This window comes from Paenibacillus sp. JJ1722 (assembly GCF_048282685.1).
GTDB lineage: Bacteria > Bacillota > Bacilli > Paenibacillales > Paenibacillaceae > Paenibacillus > Paenibacillus polymyxa_B.
In genome coordinates this window covers 4003922-4020629 of the sequence record NZ_CP182500.1, presented here as the reverse complement: position 1 = coordinate 4020629, position 16708 = coordinate 4003922, and the positions used below count along the sequence as shown (strand labels likewise).

General features: G+C 45.3%; 14 protein-coding genes. All 14 read left to right on the top strand.

What is annotated here, in order from left to right:
• The first annotated feature begins 21 nt into the window (after nt 1-21).
• The 14 genes from ACM1ND_RS17785 to ACM1ND_RS17720 all read left to right on the top strand — a co-directional run bounded on the left by ACM1ND_RS17785 (nt 22) and on the right by ACM1ND_RS17720 (nt 16681).
• Nucleotides 22-672, top strand: a complete 651-nt coding sequence (locus ACM1ND_RS17785; protein WP_013311108.1) for an RsfA family transcriptional regulator — start codon at nt 22-24, stop codon at nt 670-672.
• Between the two features lie 126 nt (nt 673-798).
• Complete coding sequence (locus ACM1ND_RS17780) at nt 799-1758, top strand: ketopantoate reductase family protein (RefSeq protein WP_418026398.1); 960 nt, start codon at nt 799-801, stop codon at nt 1756-1758.
• 4 nt (nt 1759-1762) lie between these two features.
• The gene (locus ACM1ND_RS17775) at nt 1763-2152 is read left to right on the top strand and encodes a DUF3397 domain-containing protein (RefSeq protein ID WP_013311106.1); all 390 of its coding nucleotides are present in this window, start codon (nt 1763-1765) and stop codon (nt 2150-2152) included.
• 153 nt (nt 2153-2305) lie between these two features.
• Nucleotides 2306-4006 carry a peptide ABC transporter substrate-binding protein gene (locus ACM1ND_RS17770; protein ID WP_069080390.1) on the top strand — a complete coding sequence of 567 codons (1701 nt, stop codon included), beginning with the start codon at nt 2306-2308 and terminating at the stop codon, nt 4004-4006.
• Between the two features lie 197 nt (nt 4007-4203).
• The gene (locus ACM1ND_RS17765) at nt 4204-5136 is read left to right on the top strand and encodes an ABC transporter permease (RefSeq protein ID WP_023989458.1); all 933 of its coding nucleotides are present in this window, start codon (nt 4204-4206) and stop codon (nt 5134-5136) included.
• A 4-nt stretch (nt 5137-5140) separates the two neighbouring features.
• Nucleotides 5141-6091 carry an ABC transporter permease gene (locus ACM1ND_RS17760; RefSeq protein ID WP_013311103.1) on the top strand — a complete coding sequence of 317 codons (951 nt, stop codon included), beginning with the start codon at nt 5141-5143 and terminating at the stop codon, nt 6089-6091.
• Nucleotides 6092-6102: 11 nt separating this feature from the next.
• On the top strand, nt 6103-7041 hold the full coding sequence (locus tag ACM1ND_RS17755) for an ABC transporter ATP-binding protein (RefSeq protein WP_013311102.1): 939 nt from the start codon (nt 6103-6105) through the stop codon (nt 7039-7041).
• Nucleotides 7042-7163: 122 nt separating this feature from the next.
• The gene (bshC, locus tag ACM1ND_RS17750) at nt 7164-8795 is read left to right on the top strand and encodes a bacillithiol biosynthesis cysteine-adding enzyme BshC (protein ID WP_338532644.1); all 1632 of its coding nucleotides are present in this window, start codon (nt 7164-7166) and stop codon (nt 8793-8795) included.
• A 64-nt stretch (nt 8796-8859) separates the two neighbouring features.
• The gene (locus ACM1ND_RS17745; protein ID WP_013311100.1) at nt 8860-10125 is read left to right on the top strand and encodes an adenosylhomocysteinase; all 1266 of its coding nucleotides are present in this window, start codon (nt 8860-8862) and stop codon (nt 10123-10125) included.
• Between the two features lie 332 nt (nt 10126-10457).
• Nucleotides 10458-10895 (top strand): division/cell wall cluster transcriptional repressor MraZ, encoded by a 438-nt coding sequence (gene mraZ / locus ACM1ND_RS17740; RefSeq protein WP_013311099.1) that lies wholly within the window; start codon nt 10458-10460, stop codon nt 10893-10895.
• Nucleotides 10896-10912: 17 nt separating this feature from the next.
• Entirely contained in the window at nt 10913-11863 is a 951-nt protein-coding gene (rsmH, locus tag ACM1ND_RS17735) for a 16S rRNA (cytosine(1402)-N(4))-methyltransferase RsmH (protein WP_023989455.1), read from the top strand.
• 24 nt (nt 11864-11887) lie between these two features.
• Nucleotides 11888-12268 (top strand): hypothetical protein, encoded by a 381-nt coding sequence (locus tag ACM1ND_RS17730; RefSeq protein WP_028540475.1) that lies wholly within the window; start codon nt 11888-11890, stop codon nt 12266-12268.
• A 60-nt stretch (nt 12269-12328) separates the two neighbouring features.
• Nucleotides 12329-14683, top strand: coding sequence for a penicillin-binding transpeptidase domain-containing protein (locus ACM1ND_RS17725; protein WP_071558480.1), 2355 nt, complete (start codon nt 12329-12331; stop codon nt 14681-14683).
• 81 nt (nt 14684-14764) lie between these two features.
• Entirely contained in the window at nt 14765-16681 is a 1917-nt protein-coding gene (locus ACM1ND_RS17720) for a stage V sporulation protein D (protein ID WP_043882263.1), read from the top strand.
• The last annotated feature ends 27 nt before the right edge of the window (nt 16682-16708 follow it).

Here is a 16708-nt window from a genome sequence, read left to right as displayed (position 1 = left end):
GTTGTTAGGAGGGCTAGAGGCATGACTGCAATAAGACAAGATGCATGGAGTGTGGAAGATGACTTGATATTGGCGGAGGTGACATTGCGGCATATCCGTGAAGGTGGAACGCAGCTCGCTGCGTTTGAGGAGGTTGGACAAAAAATAGGAAGAACCTCTGCAGCATGTGGCTTTCGTTGGAATAGCTGCGTGCGCAAACGTTACGATGAAGCGATTAGTATTGCCAAAGCACAGCGCCAGAAGCGCAGTTATATCCGTAAGCAGAACCCGGTGGGTGTATCACAGGTTGCGGCTTTTGCCTCGCTTGATACAGTCGAAGGTGGATACAGAACGGATGGTGCGAGTGAGGATACATTATCTATTGATGCAGTAATTCGCTTCTTGCGCCAATGGAAGGGATCCGTCCAGGAAACGAATCGGCAGATTAAGATGCTGGAGAAAGATTTACGGGAAAAGGAAGAAGAATTGAATCAGCTTCGCTCCATTAATGACCGGCTGTCCAAAGAAGTGAATGATGTACAAACCGACTATCGTGTTGTGAATGATGATTATAAAGCTCTGATTCAGATTATGGACCGAGCTCGGCGCTTGGCTTTAATCACTGAAGATGAGGAAGAGCTTAAATCCAGATTCAAAATGGACGCCAATGGGAATCTGGAGCGCATTGAGTAACAAGATTACTTCTGCAATATTGAAATAAAACGTCAACTAGCGCTTTGCCGTAGTTGGCGTTTTTTGTATTTCTTTAGAGTGCATATGATATAGTAGAAAAAAAGATGGAAGCGAGACGATACAAAGGTGATTGATATTATTGGAGCGGGTTCGCTGGGATTGTTGTTTGCCGGGAGGTTGTCTGCTTCGGGTACAAAAATAAGGCTGTGGACGCGTACACTTGAGCAGGCACGCGTCATTGCTCGTGAAGGGATTACTGTGTTTGATAAGGAGGGACAGACGGCAGTACATGTTTCCGGGGATAAATTGAAGGTAGCGCCATTGGCAGATTGGCAACGGTTAAATTCACAGGCTCCAGCACGATGGATAATGCTTATGACCAAACAGGGGGCGATTGAGGAAGTATTAGAACAGATCCAGCCTGCAGCTCAAATGGATAGAGATACAGGAATTGTTTGCTTGCAGAATGGAATCGGCCATATAGAACGCATTAGACAGGCTTGGCCTGAAGCTGTGGTATACCCTGCTGTGACGACTGAAGGAGCCAAAAGGCAGGGAGTAGCATCTATTGTACATGCAGGATCGGGTGTTACTGAAATTGGTAGTTCGGAGGAAGGGGAGGAGGCGAAGAACAATAATTTTAATCAATGTGTGCTAAATCGGCTGCTTGCAGCAGGATTTGACGTTTGCTTGTCGAAAGAAATCGAGAACGGTATGTATCGCAAGTTGTTGATCAATGCTGTGATCAATCCGCTGACAGCGGTATGGCGAGTTCGTAATGGCGAGCTGCTTTCGGACCCTATTCGAATACATATGATGCGCAGGCTGTACGATGAAGGCATTCAAGTGTATGAAGCTCATGGTATCCACTGGGAAAACGCATGGTGGGAGCAAATTATGAATGTATGCCGGACAACGGCAGAAAATCACTCGTCCATGCTAGCTGATGTACTTGCACAGTCCATGACGGAAGTTGCTTCAATTAACGGACAACTGGTGCAGATGGCAGATCGGGCTGGAGTTACTGCACCAACTCATGAGGTATTGTGGCAATTAATTGAAGGCATGCGGCTAAAAGAGGGGTGATCAGTTGAGTCTTATACAAGGTACTATTATCACTTTCAGTATTCTTCCCTTTTTTCCGTTTTTGATCGTGTTTGCGGTTTGTCGCTACATTCTTAAAATGGAAAAAAAGAAATCGTTACTTACTTCTATGGATATTACCACGTTTTTTCTGATATTTTCCGTCGCAGCACTCTTTAACGTCATTTTTACATCTCGATTCGGTTTTTATTTGATTCTACTGCTCCTATTACTGGCCTTGGGTTTAATTGGAGGAGCTCAAAATCGAATAAAAGGGAAGGTTGATGGTAAAAGATTATGTAGAGCGGTCTGGAGATTAACTTTTATAGCGATGACATTGGCGTATATTTTGTTGACTGTTGTTGGTATATTTAAGAATATATTCAACATCATGTGATATAAGGTGACATGAAAAGGTGAAAAAATATGAATTAATCATGTTTTTTTGAAAAAAAAGCTCAATTTGAAGAAATGTAATGTAGATTTTTTTGACCGCTGGTTGTATAATCTATAAACATATACCACTTTAGAACTAGGGGGAAAACGCTAGATGAAAAGGAAAAGCTTTTTAGTCCTTTTGACACTCATTCTTGCAGTTGGCGCACTGCTGGCAGGTTGCGGCGGCAAGAACGATACCAATGGTAAGGGCGCACAAGAAAACACCTCGACTACGCCGGCTGCGGCCGACAAGCAAATTTTGCGCATTAACCTTGCATCCGAGCCGCCAACGTTCGATCCGGCACAAGCTCAGGATAGTCAAACTAACACGGTTCTGAAAACTTTGTATGAAGGTCTCGTACGTATGGGTCCTGACGGCAAAGAAATCCCTGGCGTAGCTGAATCTTGGAAAATTTCCGATGACGGCAAAACCTATACGTTCAAGCTTCGTGATACTGCAAAATGGAGTAATGGCGACCCAGTCAAAGCAAGCGATTTCGTATTTGCTTGGCAACGGGTATTGGATCCTTCCACGGCTCCTGCACCTCCATATGCTTACCAATTGTACTATATCAAAAATGCTGAGGGTTACAACCTGAGCACTTCGAAATCTTTTAAAGGCACTAAAGTTACAGACTTTAAAGATGTAGGTGTTAAAGCTGTTGACGACCATACATTGCAAGTAGAGCTGGAGCACCCAACTCCTTACTTCTTGGGCTTGACTTCTTTCTACACTTTTTACCCTGTAAATCCTTCCGTTAAAGGTAATGATAAGTGGGCTGTTAAGAAAGATAGCATGATCACTAACGGACCTTACACATTAACGACTTGGGACAGCGGTCAAAAGATCGAAGTAACCAAAAGTGAAAACTATTGGGGTAAAGATGATATCAAGCTGAATAAAATTACGATGTCCCTTGTAAATAGCGGTGCAACAGAGCTGGCTTCTTATAGAAGTGGACAACTCGATTACGCAGGTATGCCAAACGGTGAAATTCCTACCGACCAAATTCCGGCTGTGAAAAAAGAACTGCCTAACGAATTTAAGGCAAAAGGGATTGCAAGTACGTACTACTATCTGTTTAATGTAACTGAAAAACCATTTAATAATGTTAAAATCCGTAAAGCGTTTGCGATGGCTATTGAACGCCAACCAATCGTTGAAAGAGTAACATTGGGCGGTCAAATTCCTGCATACGGCTTTGTACCTCCAGGTATCAAAGGAGTATCTCAAGAATTCCGTACTGAGAATAAAGATGATTACTTCAAAGAAGACTTCACTGAAGCGAAAAAATTGCTTCAAGAAGGTATGAAGGAAGAAGGCGTAACTACACTTCCTCCGGTAACATTGCTGTATAACTCCAGCGAGAGTCACCAAAAGATTGCTTTGGCAGTTGCTGATATGTGGAAGAAAAACCTTGGTGTTGACATCAAAACTCAAAACCAAGAGTGGGGCGTATTTATCCAAACACGTAACAAGCTGAATTTCCAAATCGCTCGTGGTGGATGGTCTGCTGACTATAATGATCCAATGACATTCCTGGATATGTGGACAACAGGCAATGGCAACAACAATGCAGGTTATGCTAACCCAGCATATGATGCTTTGATTGAAGCAGCTAAGAAAGAAACTGATCCAGCAAAACGCATGGAAGATTTTGCGAAAGCGGAGAAAATTCTGGTTCAAGATGATATGGTAATGCTTCCGATCTACTACTACTCAAATGTTTCTTTAACGAAACCGAATGTAAAAGACATTGGGCTTGACTTTAGTGGAGCAGTTGATTTCACAAGAGCGTATATTACACAGTAACTGAAGCTCGATTCTGAAGTTTGATAGTTACTTCGGGATATATATGTGGATAGAACCATATATATCCCGTTTTTTTTGTGTGTCATGGTCTTTTCCATCATCATGTAACCATGCAAATAAGTAGATTGGACAGTCCAATTCTATTTCGATAAAATCGAATGGTGTCGAAAAAAATTTATGGGGGGTGTAAACGGGCAATGACGCGTTATTTGATCAGTAAATTTTTCTATATGCTGCTATCTTTGTTCATTCTGATCTCTGCGACGTTTTTTCTCATGAAAGCAATTCCGGGTAACCCCTTCATGAGTGAAAAAGCGACTTCTCCTGAGATTCAAGCCCGGTTAATGGAACAATATGGGCTGGATAAGCCTGTATATGTCCAATATTTTAAATACTTAGGTGATATTGCTTCAGGTGATTTTGGTATTTCTATGAAAAAGCTGAATCAAAGTGTAACTGACATTATCGGACAAACTTTTACGGTTTCCCTCAAACTAGGTTTTGTTGCCATAATCGTGTCGATAATTGTCGGTCTCTTGCTAGGTATGCTGGCAGCTTTGTATCATCGTAGGCTAATAGATAACGTTGCAATGGTATTAGCTATCATGGGGATTGCGGTTCCCAGCTTCGTTCTAGCATCGTTGATTCAATTTTTCTTCGCTCAACAGTTAGGTTGGTTTAATGTTATGGGCTTTGACGGTCCGATGGACTACGTTCTGCCTGTTGCAGCTTTATCTGCTTCCCCAATTGCGTTTATCGCTCGACTAACGCGTTCCAGCATGCTGGAAGTGCTTCATGCGGATTACATTAAGACTGCCAAAGCTAAAGGCTTGAAATCCATTACAATTATGTTCAAACACGTTGTACGTAATGCTATTTTGCCGGTTGTTACCTATGTGGGACCCATGACGGCCAATATTATTACGGGTTCAGTTGTTATTGAACGTATCTTCGGGATTGGCGGTATTGGTAAGGTATTCGTAGATAGTATTACAACCCGCGATTATACCATGATTATGGGAGTTACTATTTTTTACGGTATTTTGCTGATGGTGGCGCGTTTTATTACAGATATTGCATATGGATTTATTGATCCGCGGATTAAGCTTACTGGCGGGAAGGAGGGATAACTTTATGTCTGTTAAAGATAATGCTGTGAACTTGGATAAGCTTCAGGTAAAACCGGAAGATTTCCAGAAGGTCGGGGCGGATGAAAAGCAGTCTGAAGTTATTCAGCGCGAAAGCTTGTCCGCTTGGCGAGATGCTTGGGAACGACTTCGTAAAAATAAACTGGCAATGACGAGCTTGAGTGTGTTGGTTCTCATTGTGCTTGCTTCAATTGTTGGGCCGATGCTGTCCCCATACGATGATCGCACCAATGATTTGTTGAGCACCAATCTTCCTCCTTCGGCGGAACATTGGTTCGGAACAGATGATCTGGGACGTGATATGTTTGTACGTACTTGGATGGGCGCTCGGATTTCCTTGATTATTGGTTTGGCTGCTGCAATGATTGACTTGATGATTGGAGTTATTTATGGTGGAATTATGGGTTACTTTGGTGGCCGCGTTGATGAAATCATGAATAAATTTTCTGAAATCTTGTACTCCATTCCTTACTTGCTTGTTACGATCCTGTTGCTGGTTGTACTGGAGCCAAGTATCACTACAATTATTATTGCGCTCTGTGTAACGGGGTGGATTAACATGTCGTGGATTGTACGTGGTGAGATGTTACAACTTAAAAACCGAGAATTCGTACTTGCTTCCCGTTCAATGGGTGCTGGTGCAGGTCGTTTGCTGTTCCGTCACTTGTTGCCTAATGCGGTAGGACCAATCATTGTCACACTGACTTTGACAGTTCCAAGTGCTATTTTCTCTGAGGCATTCCTGAGCTTCCTTGGATTAGGGGTACAGGCTCCTCAGGCGTCGCTGGGTTCAATGATTGAATCGGCTCTGACCGGGTGGATGTATTACCCGTGGCGGATGCTTTTCCCAGCAGGTTTGATCAGTTTGATTATGCTTGCGTTCAACCTTTTTGGCGACGGCTTGCGTGATGCGCTTGATCCGAAGTTGAAGAAATAGGAGGTGAGATCATGGTGAGTAGCAACAATTTAATTGAGGTTGAAGGTCTTAAAAAGTATTTTAATGTTGGCAAAAACCGTGTGCTCAAAGCGGTGGACAACCTGAATTTCTATATTCGCGAGGGTGAAACGCTGGGTATGGTTGGCGAATCCGGCTGTGGTAAGTCTACAGCGGGTCGTACGATTTTGCGCTTGTATGAACCTACAGCAGGTAGCGTGCGTTTTAACGGTACGGATATTTACAAATTATCACCAAGTAAAATGAAAGCAATGCGCCGTGATATGCAGATGATCTTTCAAGATCCGTATGCATCATTGAACCCGCGTTTTACCGTTTCTGATATTATTGGTGAGGCACTGGATATTCACAATATGGCGGGTAGCCGTGCAGAACGTAAGAAACGGATTGAAGAGTTACTTGATCTGGTTGGTTTGAACCCTGACCATGCAACACGCTATCCGCATGAGTTTTCTGGTGGTCAACGTCAACGGATCGGCATTGCACGCGCACTAGCGGTTAATCCTAAATTCATCATTTGTGATGAGCCGATTTCAGCTCTTGACGTATCTATTCAGGCTCAGGTTGTCAACCTGTTAAAAGAGCTTCAAGAACGTTTGGGTCTGACATACCTGTTCATTGCGCATGATCTGTCGATGGTCAAGCACATCAGTGATCGGGTAGCTGTAATGTATATGGGTAGAATGGTCGAGCTTGCAGAAAGTGCTGAATTGTATGCAAATCCGATCCATCCTTATACGAAAATGCTTTTGTCGGCGATCCCACTTCCTGATCCAGAAGTAGAAGCCAACAAAAAACGGATTATTATGCCAGGCGACCAAGCAGGCCCGATTCATGATGCATCTGGCAGCAAGACAGGGGCTTATAACCTGGAAAATGCCACGCTCATCGAAGTGTCTAAAGGACATTTTGTAGCTGAGCCTTACGCCTGATCTTGTTTTATGCACCAACCGCCGAGTTATTCGGCGGTTTTTTTTGTAGGAAGCTTTGACGTGGACATGGGCTTTCGGTACAATCAAGCAGTAAGGTTTTAGTGGAGACAGGAGGCAGACCCATGAAGATAATTCCGGAAACGCTTCGCGGAGGGTCGGCTTTGGCAGAAGATTATATACAGGGTACAGGACGCGCAAGCGACTTGTATGAATATAATGTGCTGCACGCTGATGCTTATGCCCAACGGGCGAAGTGGCTGGATAAGACGGGGCATCTGCGATTAAACCGTAAGGATATCGTAGCATGTCTTCGTATATACAATGAGAAATACAATTCGTATGAGGCGGTTCGTGCTTCATTGGACCGTCTGGAAAGTCCAGATGCCTTAGTAGTAGCTGGCGGGCAGCAAAGCGGATTGTTCACAGGTCCGATGCTGGTCATTTACAAAGCTGCTACCCTAATTAAGGCGGCGAGAGAAGCTGAGGAACGGCTTGGACGTCCGGTTATTCCCGTCTTCTGGATTGCTGGCGAAGATCATGACTGGGACGAGGTCAATCATACATACGTAATGGCAAATGACCCACAAGCCGTCAAAATCAAGCTGAATAAGCAACCTGAACGCCGTTCTTCGGTTAGTGCCATTAAAGTTGAGGCTGTTGAGTGGAAGCAAGCGATAGCGGATATAGAGCAAAGCTTGCCAGATTCAGAACATAAGGCTGATATAATGCGCATGATTGAGAACGGGCTAACGGATTCATATGGACTGAGTGAAGCCTTTGCCAAGTTGCTGGGCCTTTTGTTCGGCACCTATGGATTAGTACTCTTGGATTCAGCAGATCCTTCGCTACGCAAGCTGGAAGCATCCGTTTTTAAGCGGCTGGTTCAGCACAATGATGAGTTGGAGCAGGCTTACCGGACGACTGCTGCGCGGATCGTAGATTATGGATATCATTTACAAGCCGATGTGCATGAAGGTGGCGCGAATCTCTTTTATATCCATGAAGATGAACGCTTGCTGCTTTTCAAAAAAGCTGGACTATTCACGGACCGACACGGTCTGGTGGTGTTTACTGTGGATGAACTGCTTGAAGAGATAGATAGACATCCCGAACGTTTTAGTAACAATGTGCTAACTCGTCCTCTAATGCAGGATTCACTGTTTCCGGTGCTGGCATCTGTGCTGGGTCTAGGAGAGATTGCTTACTGGGCGATTACACGGGATGCTTTCGGGGTGTTGGAGATGCAGATGCCGATACTGCTGCCACGAATGTCTTTTACGTTGGTAGAGCCAGGCGTGGAGAAGCATATGCTTAAGTATGAATTGAGTTTTGGTCAAGTTAGAGACGGACTTGAGGAACGGAAAAAGCAATGGATCGCCACTCAAGATCAGCTTGGAATGCAGGATCAGTTTTCCGGGGCTAAGGAAGCTTTTGTCCGCATGTACGAACCGCTTGTGCAGCAGACAGGTTTGATTGAAAAAGGTTTGCTACCGCTCGGAGAAACCAACCGCGATAAGATTCTGGCACAGATCGCCTATCTGGAGGCAAAAGTTCAGGAAGCGTTGCTTCGGCAAAATGAAACAGCACTTCGCCAGTGGGATCGTATTGAGTGGTCGCTTTTTCCATTTGGACAGCCGCAGGAGCGGGCGTATACGATCTATCATTTTCTGAACCGTCATGGTCTCAGCCTGATTGATATGATTATGAGTGCACCATTGGATCTGACGGGTACGCATCGCGTTATTTATGTATGATTTATTATTTTATATAGGATTTATCATGGTTCAAATTTAACCAATATGAAGGAGGAAACAAAGTATGACTTCCCATTCTCTGCAAAATAGCATAGTTCACGATCTTAAATTGGCCCCTGAAGGTCATTTGAAAATTGATTGGGTAGAAGCCCATATGCCAGTATTGAACCGTATACGTCAACAATTCGAGCAAGAGCAGCCTTTTGCTGGTCTGAAGGTAACCATCTGTCTACATCTGGAGGCCAAAACGGCTTATCTGGCTAAAGTGGTACAAGCAGGTGGAGCGCAGGTAACTATTACGGGTAGTAATCCGTTGTCCACACAAGATGATGTTTGCGCCGCATTAGTTGAAGATGGCGTTACAGTATTAGCTAAATACAATCCGGACCCGGAAGAATTCAAAAATTTGCAAATCAAGGCACTGGAAACAAAGCCGGATCTCATTATAGATGATGGTGGTGACTTGGTTACTCTGTTGCAATCCGAACGGCCTGATCTGATTTCTACGATCCGTGGGGGAGCAGAGGAGACAACTACTGGAATTATTCGTTTGAAGGCTTTGGAAAAAGAAGGGCAACTTCACTTTCCGATGGTGGCTGTTAATGATGCTTACTGCAAATATTTGTTTGATAACCGCTATGGTACAGGACAGTCAGCTTTCGACGGCATTATTCGTACGACTAATCTGGTTGTAGCCGGAAGTACAGTGGTTGTGGTAGGTTATGGCTGGTGTGGCAAAGGGGTTGCAATGCGTGCGAAAGGGCTAGGAGCCAACGTTGTTGTAACCGAAGTTGATCCAATCAAGGCAGTAGAAGCCCATATGGATGGTTTCCATGTCTTGCCGATGGTAGAAGCTGCCAAACTGGGCGACTTCTTTATTACAGTAACTGGAAACAAGGCTGTAATTACAGGAGAACACTTTGATGTGATGAAGGATGGAGCTGTGCTGTGTAACGCAGGGCATTTTGATGTGGAGGTTAGTAAGCCTGAGCTTGCTAAACGTTCCGAATCCATTCGTACGGTGCGTCGCAATATCGAGGAATATCGCTTTAAAGATGGACGTAAAATGTATTTGCTGGCAGAAGGACGCCTCGTGAATCTGGCTGCTGCTGATGGTCATCCTGCGGAAATTATGGATACGACATTTGCGCTTCAGGCGCTTGGCTTGAAATATGTGAATGATCGTTACAATGAGCTAGGCAAAGCTGTTATTAATGTACCTTATGAAATTGATGAGCAGGTAGCTCGATTCAAGCTTGATAGTCTGGGAATCCAAATTGACACGTTAACTGAAGACCAAAAGATCTATTTGGACAGCTGGAACGCGTAATCGGATTATTTCATCACGATTTTCGCTGCAAAAGTGTTGCGTTTTTAATGCAAGTGTTTGTTTAGGTTGGCATAATGGACAGAGAGTAAGCCCTTTATTCCGTGTTGTTTCGAAACCTGATGCATATTGTCGGGGGCCGGCTTCATGGGGTAAGGGGCTTTTTTGCATCTTGTGACGCAGGGCTACAATAACAGACATAAGGGTATGGATCCGGCTTCTATCACTTTTTGGTAATGAAAAAGAGGTCTTTGATTTTTTAAAGCGAATCTATTATGCTTAGGTGGTGGAAAGTGGGCCAAAGTGGGAGAATGGGGTAAGGGGTGACGAAACCAATGTTTATGGGGGAGTTCCAACATAGCATTGATGAGAAGGGTCGGCTTACTGTACCGGCCAAGTTTCGTGAACTTCTCGGTGCCTCGTTCGTGGTTACCCGCGGGCTGGACCAATGCCTCTTCGTGTATCCCATGGATGAGTGGGCTGTCATGGAGAAAAAACTTAAAGCACTGCCTCTGATGAAGGCCGATGCGCGGGCGTTTACCCGTTTTTTTTTCTCGGGGGCGACTGAATGCGAATTGGACAAACAGGGCAGGGTAAATTTACCGGGGAATTTGTGCGAATACGCCAAGCTTACTAAAGAGTGCGTCGTATTGGGAGTGTCCACCCGTGTAGAGATTTGGAGCAAGCATACTTGGGAGCAATATTTCAACCAATCAGAAGAAGCATTTAACGACATTGCTGAGAAATTGGTTGATTTCAACTTTGAATTGTAATTTAGGAGGTCAGCCGTTTGTTTCACCACATTACCGTACTCAAAGAAGAAGCAACACAGGCACTAAACATCAGGCAGGACGGGATTTATGTGGACTGCACGTTGGGAGGGGCAGGACACAGTTCCGTCATTGCATCACAGCTTGGCCCTGAGGGAAGGCTCATTGCCTTTGATCAGGACGACTGGGCATTGAACAATGCGCGAGAGAAGCTGTCAGCCTATGAAGGAAAGATTTCCTTAGTGAAATCCAACTTCCGCCACTTGCAGGACAAGCTGACCGAGCTGGGATTGCCCGAAAAAGACGGCGTCCCGCAAGTCCAGGGTATTTTGTTCGATCTGGGTGTATCCTCGCCCCAGTTCGATGAGGGGGAACGGGGATTTAGCTACAATCATGATGCACCGCTTGATATGCGGATGGATCAGAGTAGCTCGCTTACGGCTTACGAAATTGTCAATGAATGGTCGGAAGCAGAGATTGCGCGTATTTTGTTTCATTACGGAGAAGAGAAGTTTTCACGGCGGATCGCAAAGATCATGATTGAACGTCGATTGAACAAGCCTATTCACACAACAGGGGAACTTGTCGATATTATCAAAGAAGGAATTCCGGCTGCGGCACGCAGAACCGGGGGACATCCGGCTAAACGCAGTTTCCAGGCTTTGCGGATTGCTGTGAATGATGAGTTGGGTGCACTGGAAGATACTTTGCATCAGGCAATAAGATGTCTGGCTCCAGGAGGCAGAATTTCGGTCATTACATTCCATTCTCTGGAGGATCGGATATGCAAGCATATTTTCAAGGAGTATTTGGCGAAAAGTATCTATCCATCTGATTTGCCTATTTTGGAGGACAAAATGATAGGCGATCTGAAGCTGGTGAACCGTAAGCCGATTGTGGCGTCAGAGCAGGAATTGGAGCTTAATCCACGGTCCCGGTCAGCGAAGCTGAGAGTTGCCGAAAAATTGTAAATTTAATGGAGAAGGAGAGGCGACATGGCTTATACACGCGGTAATTTGGCTGTAAAAGAAAGAGCCCGTCAGGAACAGGTTCAGCAACAACGGTATCGTGAGACCACCAAAGTCGTTACACGCCGCAGAGAGCTGCCGATTCGAGAAAAGCTGCTGTATCTATTGACACTTGTAGCGTGCATTGTCATTGCTGGTATGTTGATTAGCAGGTACGCTCACATTTATCAAATCAATTATTCGATTAATACGGCAAGCAAGGACATTTCCAAATTACAGACCAATATCGCCCAACTGAAGATTCAAAAGGAGCGTCTGGAAAATCAGATCGTGCCGACTGCAAAGGAACAGGGATATATCGAACCAACAAGAGAGCCCATTCGTGTGGAAAAGCAGGCTGCCAAATAGTTAAGGGCATAGCATCAAGCTATGCTCTGACGTACATTTTTTTGCAGAGAGGTTTGAGCTATGGTCAAAAGAATAAAGCTTCGCACACTGCTAATAGGGGGATGTATTACCCTCTTTTTTCTTGTTCTGCTACTTAAGGTATTTTGGATTCAAGTTGTGAGTGGGGAGTACTGGCATAACCTGGTAGTTAATCAAGTAGAAAGAGATCAGGTGATTCAACCCAAGCGTGGAACCATTACGGACCGTAAAGGAAACGTATTGGCTACGGATGCACCGGCTTATACGGTAGTTGTCAATCCTAGCATCATTCAGGAGTATGATTTGGAGAATGAGGTTGTAGCTAAGCTGCACCAGTTACTCAAAACGCCTGAGGATGAGCTGAGAGGACATCTTTCTGCAAAGGATAAAAAGGGGAACTACTTAAAAAATCGCGAGATTCGTAATGGGGGCTGGAAGGTAGATCCTGAGGTCAAGGCACAAGTGGATACGTTCAAAGAGTATTTGAAGGATAAGTATGAAGTAATTGGAGCTGTGGACACGGTTCAAGAATCCAAACGCTATTATCCGGAAAATAAGCTGGCTTCCCATGTTCTTGGCTATCAAAGAAAAGATGGCACAGCAGGTATGGGGTTGGAAGCTTATTATAATAAAGAGCTCTCGGGGACGGCTGGAAAGCTTCTGTATCAGCGGGATCGGAAGGGAGTTCCTCTTCAAGGATCGGAAAGTGTCTATGAGCCGGCACAAAATGGTAAAAATTTAAAGCTGACGATTGACGATACGATTCAGTATTATATAGAGGATGCCATGCAGGAAGCTATTGCAAAATACAACCCGAAAACGATGACTGTAGTAGCTGCTGATCCCCAAACGATGGATGTTCTCGGTATGGCGACTTACCCGAATTTTAATCCCAATACATATGGGAGTACACCCTTGGAATATTTCCGTAATAATGCTACTCAATCTATCTACGAGCCTGGTTCCACGTTTAAGATTGTCACCTTGGCAGCTGCGGTTCAAGAAAAGGTGTTCAATCCAAATGAATCCTACCAATCTGGTATGATTCGGGTCGGAGGCTGGGATATTCGTGATGTAAGCCGTAACTGGGGAACGTTAACCTATCTTCAGGGGGTCAAGCGTTCAAGTAACGTCGGTTTCGTCCATCTGGGATTGGATAAGTTGGGTGGCGAAAGGCTGAAGAAATATATTAATAACTTTGGATTCGGCGTGAAAACAGGCATTGATCTTCCGAGTGAGTCTACCGGAGCTATTACTTTCCATACCCAGTACAAATCCGAGGTGGCAACGGCTTCGTATGGACACGGACGTGTTCAGGTAACGCCAATCCAGCAGGTAGCTGCAATTTCGGCAATTGCTAACGGGGGGAAGCTGATGCAACCTCATCTGGTGAAAGAAATCATGAACCCAGATACAGGCGAAGTTCAGACGATTCAACCGAAGGAAGTCCGCCAAGTGATTACTCGGGAATCGGCAGTCCGGACAAGCAGCTATCTGGAACAGGTCGTATCTGACCAAGAAATTGGTACGGGACGCCTTGCTTATATTGACGGATATCGTGTAGCCGGTAAAACAGGTACAGCGACGAAGGTCGTCGGAAAAGTATATGACCATTCGAAGGATGTCGTGTCCTTTATAGGTTTTGCACCAGTAAATGATCCGAAAATAGCTGTTTTGGTTGTTATGGATGAACCTAACAAATCAGTAGGCGGCGGTACAGCAGCAGCGCCTGTATTTAAAAAAATCGTATCCCAATCGTTGCAATATATGGGGGTCCCAAAAACGGGAACTAAAACGAATAAATCAGGTGGCGCTGTTGTAAAAACAGTGAATTTGCCAACGGTACCAACATTAACTGGTCAGGTGAAGAAAGATGCGCAAAATGCATTGCTCAAACAGGGAATTGCCTATGAAACGGTAGGCAAAGGCTCCAAAATTGTTCGCCAATATCCTGAAGCAGGCGTCAAAATGAAACCCGGACAACGCATTTACTTGCTGACTGAGGATAGTGCCAACATGACTATTCCTGATTTTACAGGTGTTTCGTTGCGTGACACACTTCAAGTTCTGACCCTTATGAAGGTTGGTGTGCAGGTAAGCGGCGAAGGTTATGTTGTCTCTCAAAAGGCGCAAATGGTAAATGGAAAGCGGATCGTCAGCGTGACGCTTCAGCCGGCCAAAGAAACGGTGACCGGAGTGAAACCGGAGGAAACACAGGACTCGACCAATGGAGTTGCAGCTAACCAGACCGGCAGCGCAACAAAAACGGAGGCCGATACTAAAACCGAATCCAGTACTACTGCTGATGCTGGAACAGACGCGGGAGCTCCTAAGGGAGGAATATCTGCTGTTGCAGATGAGAAAAGTGCTGCTGCGATTAAAGGCGAGGATAACTGATAGCTTGTTCTAATGTCCGTTCTTTTGAATATTCATGAGGTAAGACATGTCATGAGTATTTGAGGAACGGAGGGAGCGCGTTTGAAAAAATCTAACGTGACCATGCGGCGGAGGCTGGTATGGGGGCTAATGGGATTATTTGTACTGTTTGCGGCCTTGTCGATCCGGCTCGCCTATGTTCAATTGGGTAAAGGAGGCGAGCTCTCGGCCAAGGCTGAGGATTCGTGGCGCCGCAATATTCCATTTGCCGCCAAGCGCGGCGAAATTTTGGATCGGCAGGGTACGGCGCTGACCTACAATGTCAGTTCGCCGACAGTCATGGCGATACCAGTGCAAATTAAGAAGCCGGAAGAAACGGCACGCAGGCTGGCGCCCTTGCTGGATATGAGTGAGGATAAAGTGCTCAAGCTGATTACCAAACGAACAGCAAGCCAAAAACTTCAGCCCGGCGGACGAAAAATTACGATGGAGAAAGCGCAGCAAATTCGTGATTTGAAGCTGCCGGGTATCGTTGTTGCTGAAGACAACAAACGTTATTATCCTTATGGTGATCTAGCGGCTCATATTCTTGGGTTTACAGGAATTGATAATCAAGGGCTGACAGGCGTAGAGAAGCAGCAAAACAGTAAGCTTCGGGGAATCGACGGAAGCATTGCGTATTTATCAGATGCAGGTGGTCGTCTGATGCCTGGTTCTTCTGAAAAATACATTGAACCGAAGGATGGACTGAATTTACAATTAACCATTGATAAGTCTGTGCAGTCCATTATGGAACGGGAGCTTGACCAAGCCATGGTCAAATTTCAGGCGAAGTCCGCGTTGTCTATTGCTATGAACCCCAAGACGGGTGAAATATTAGGCATGGCTGGACGACCAAGCTATGAGCCAGCACTATACAAGCAGTATGCGCCTGAAATCTATAATCGAAATCTGCCTATCTGGATGACATATGAACCTGGGTCTACTTTCAAAATTATTACACTGGCGGCTGCCTTGGAAGAAAAGAAGGTCAATCTCAAAAATGACCGTTTTTTTGATCCGGGATATATTGAAGTCGGTGGAGCACGCCTGCGTTGCTGGAAGAAAGGCGGACATGGAAGCCAAACGTTCCTTCAAGTGGTGGAGAATTCTTGCAACCCCGGTTTTGTAACATTGGGGCAGCGGTTAGGTAAAGAAACACTTTTCAAGTACATTCGCAATTTCGGCTTCGGCAGCAAAACGGGAATCGACATGATTGGTGAGGGCAACGGCATTTTGTTCAAGCTACCTCAGGTCGGTCCTGTAGAACTGGCGACAACCGCTTTTGGTCAAGGGGTGTCTGTCACTCCGATCCAGCAGGTAACGGCAGTATCGGCGGCAATCAATGGCGGTAATCTTTATAAGCCTCACATTACAAAAGGTTGGGTTCAGCCGGGAACCGGAAAAGTGCTGGAAAAAGTAGAACCAGAACTAGTACGTAGGGTCATTTCAGAGGAGACCTCCCGACAGGTAAGAGAAGCGCTGGAGAGCGTCGTTGCTAAAGGTACAGGTCGTCCTGCTTTCATTGAAGGCTACCGGGTAGGAGGTAAAACGGGGACGGCACAAAAGGTGATTAACGGACGTTATTCTTCCTCGGAGCATATTGTATCCTTTATTGGTTTTGCCCCGGCGGATGATCCGCAAATCGTCGTCTATACCGCTGTCGATAACCCGAAGGGCATTCAATTCGGCGGGGTGGTTGCTGCGCCAATCGTGCAAAATATTTTAAAGGACGCGCTGATTGCCTTGAAAATACCGCCTCGCACCAATCAAATTGCCAAAGAGTACAAGTATGGAGAAAATCCGATCGAAACGGTACCTGATCTAGTAGGTGCCACTGCAGCTGATTTGTACGAAGATATGAATATGAACTTTATGCTCGTGAAATCTGGGTCAGGCAAGACGGTCGTGAGTCAGGCGCCGAAGCCGGGCTCCAGATTGGAGCGGGGATCAACGATCCGTATTTACATGGGGGATTGATAGGTTCATTTTATACCATACTATGAA

Bases quoted from the DNA above. Each gene is read 5' to 3' on its own strand.
- ACM1ND_RS17725 (WP_071558480.1), top strand. From the start codon at position 12,329: ATGGTCAAAAGAATAAAGCTTCGCACACTGCTAATAGGGGGATGTATT.
- ACM1ND_RS17760 (WP_013311103.1), top strand. From the start codon at position 5,141: ATGTCTGTTAAAGATAATGCTGTGAACTTGGATAAGCTTCAGGTAAAA.
- ACM1ND_RS17755 (WP_013311102.1), top strand. From the start codon at position 6,103: ATGGTGAGTAGCAACAATTTAATTGAGGTTGAAGGTCTTAAAAAGTAT.
- mraZ (WP_013311099.1), top strand. From the start codon at position 10,458: ATGTTTATGGGGGAGTTCCAACATAGCATTGATGAGAAGGGTCGGCTT.
- ACM1ND_RS17745 (WP_013311100.1), top strand. From the start codon at position 8,860: ATGACTTCCCATTCTCTGCAAAATAGCATAGTTCACGATCTTAAATTG.
- ACM1ND_RS17730 (WP_028540475.1), top strand. From the start codon at position 11,888: ATGGCTTATACACGCGGTAATTTGGCTGTAAAAGAAAGAGCCCGTCAG.
- bshC (WP_338532644.1), top strand. From the start codon at position 7,164: ATGAAGATAATTCCGGAAACGCTTCGCGGAGGGTCGGCTTTGGCAGAA.
- ACM1ND_RS17765 (WP_023989458.1), top strand. From the start codon at position 4,204: ATGACGCGTTATTTGATCAGTAAATTTTTCTATATGCTGCTATCTTTG.
- ACM1ND_RS17770 (WP_069080390.1), top strand. From the start codon at position 2,306: ATGAAAAGGAAAAGCTTTTTAGTCCTTTTGACACTCATTCTTGCAGTT.
- ACM1ND_RS17785 (WP_013311108.1), top strand. From the start codon at position 22: ATGACTGCAATAAGACAAGATGCATGGAGTGTGGAAGATGACTTGATA.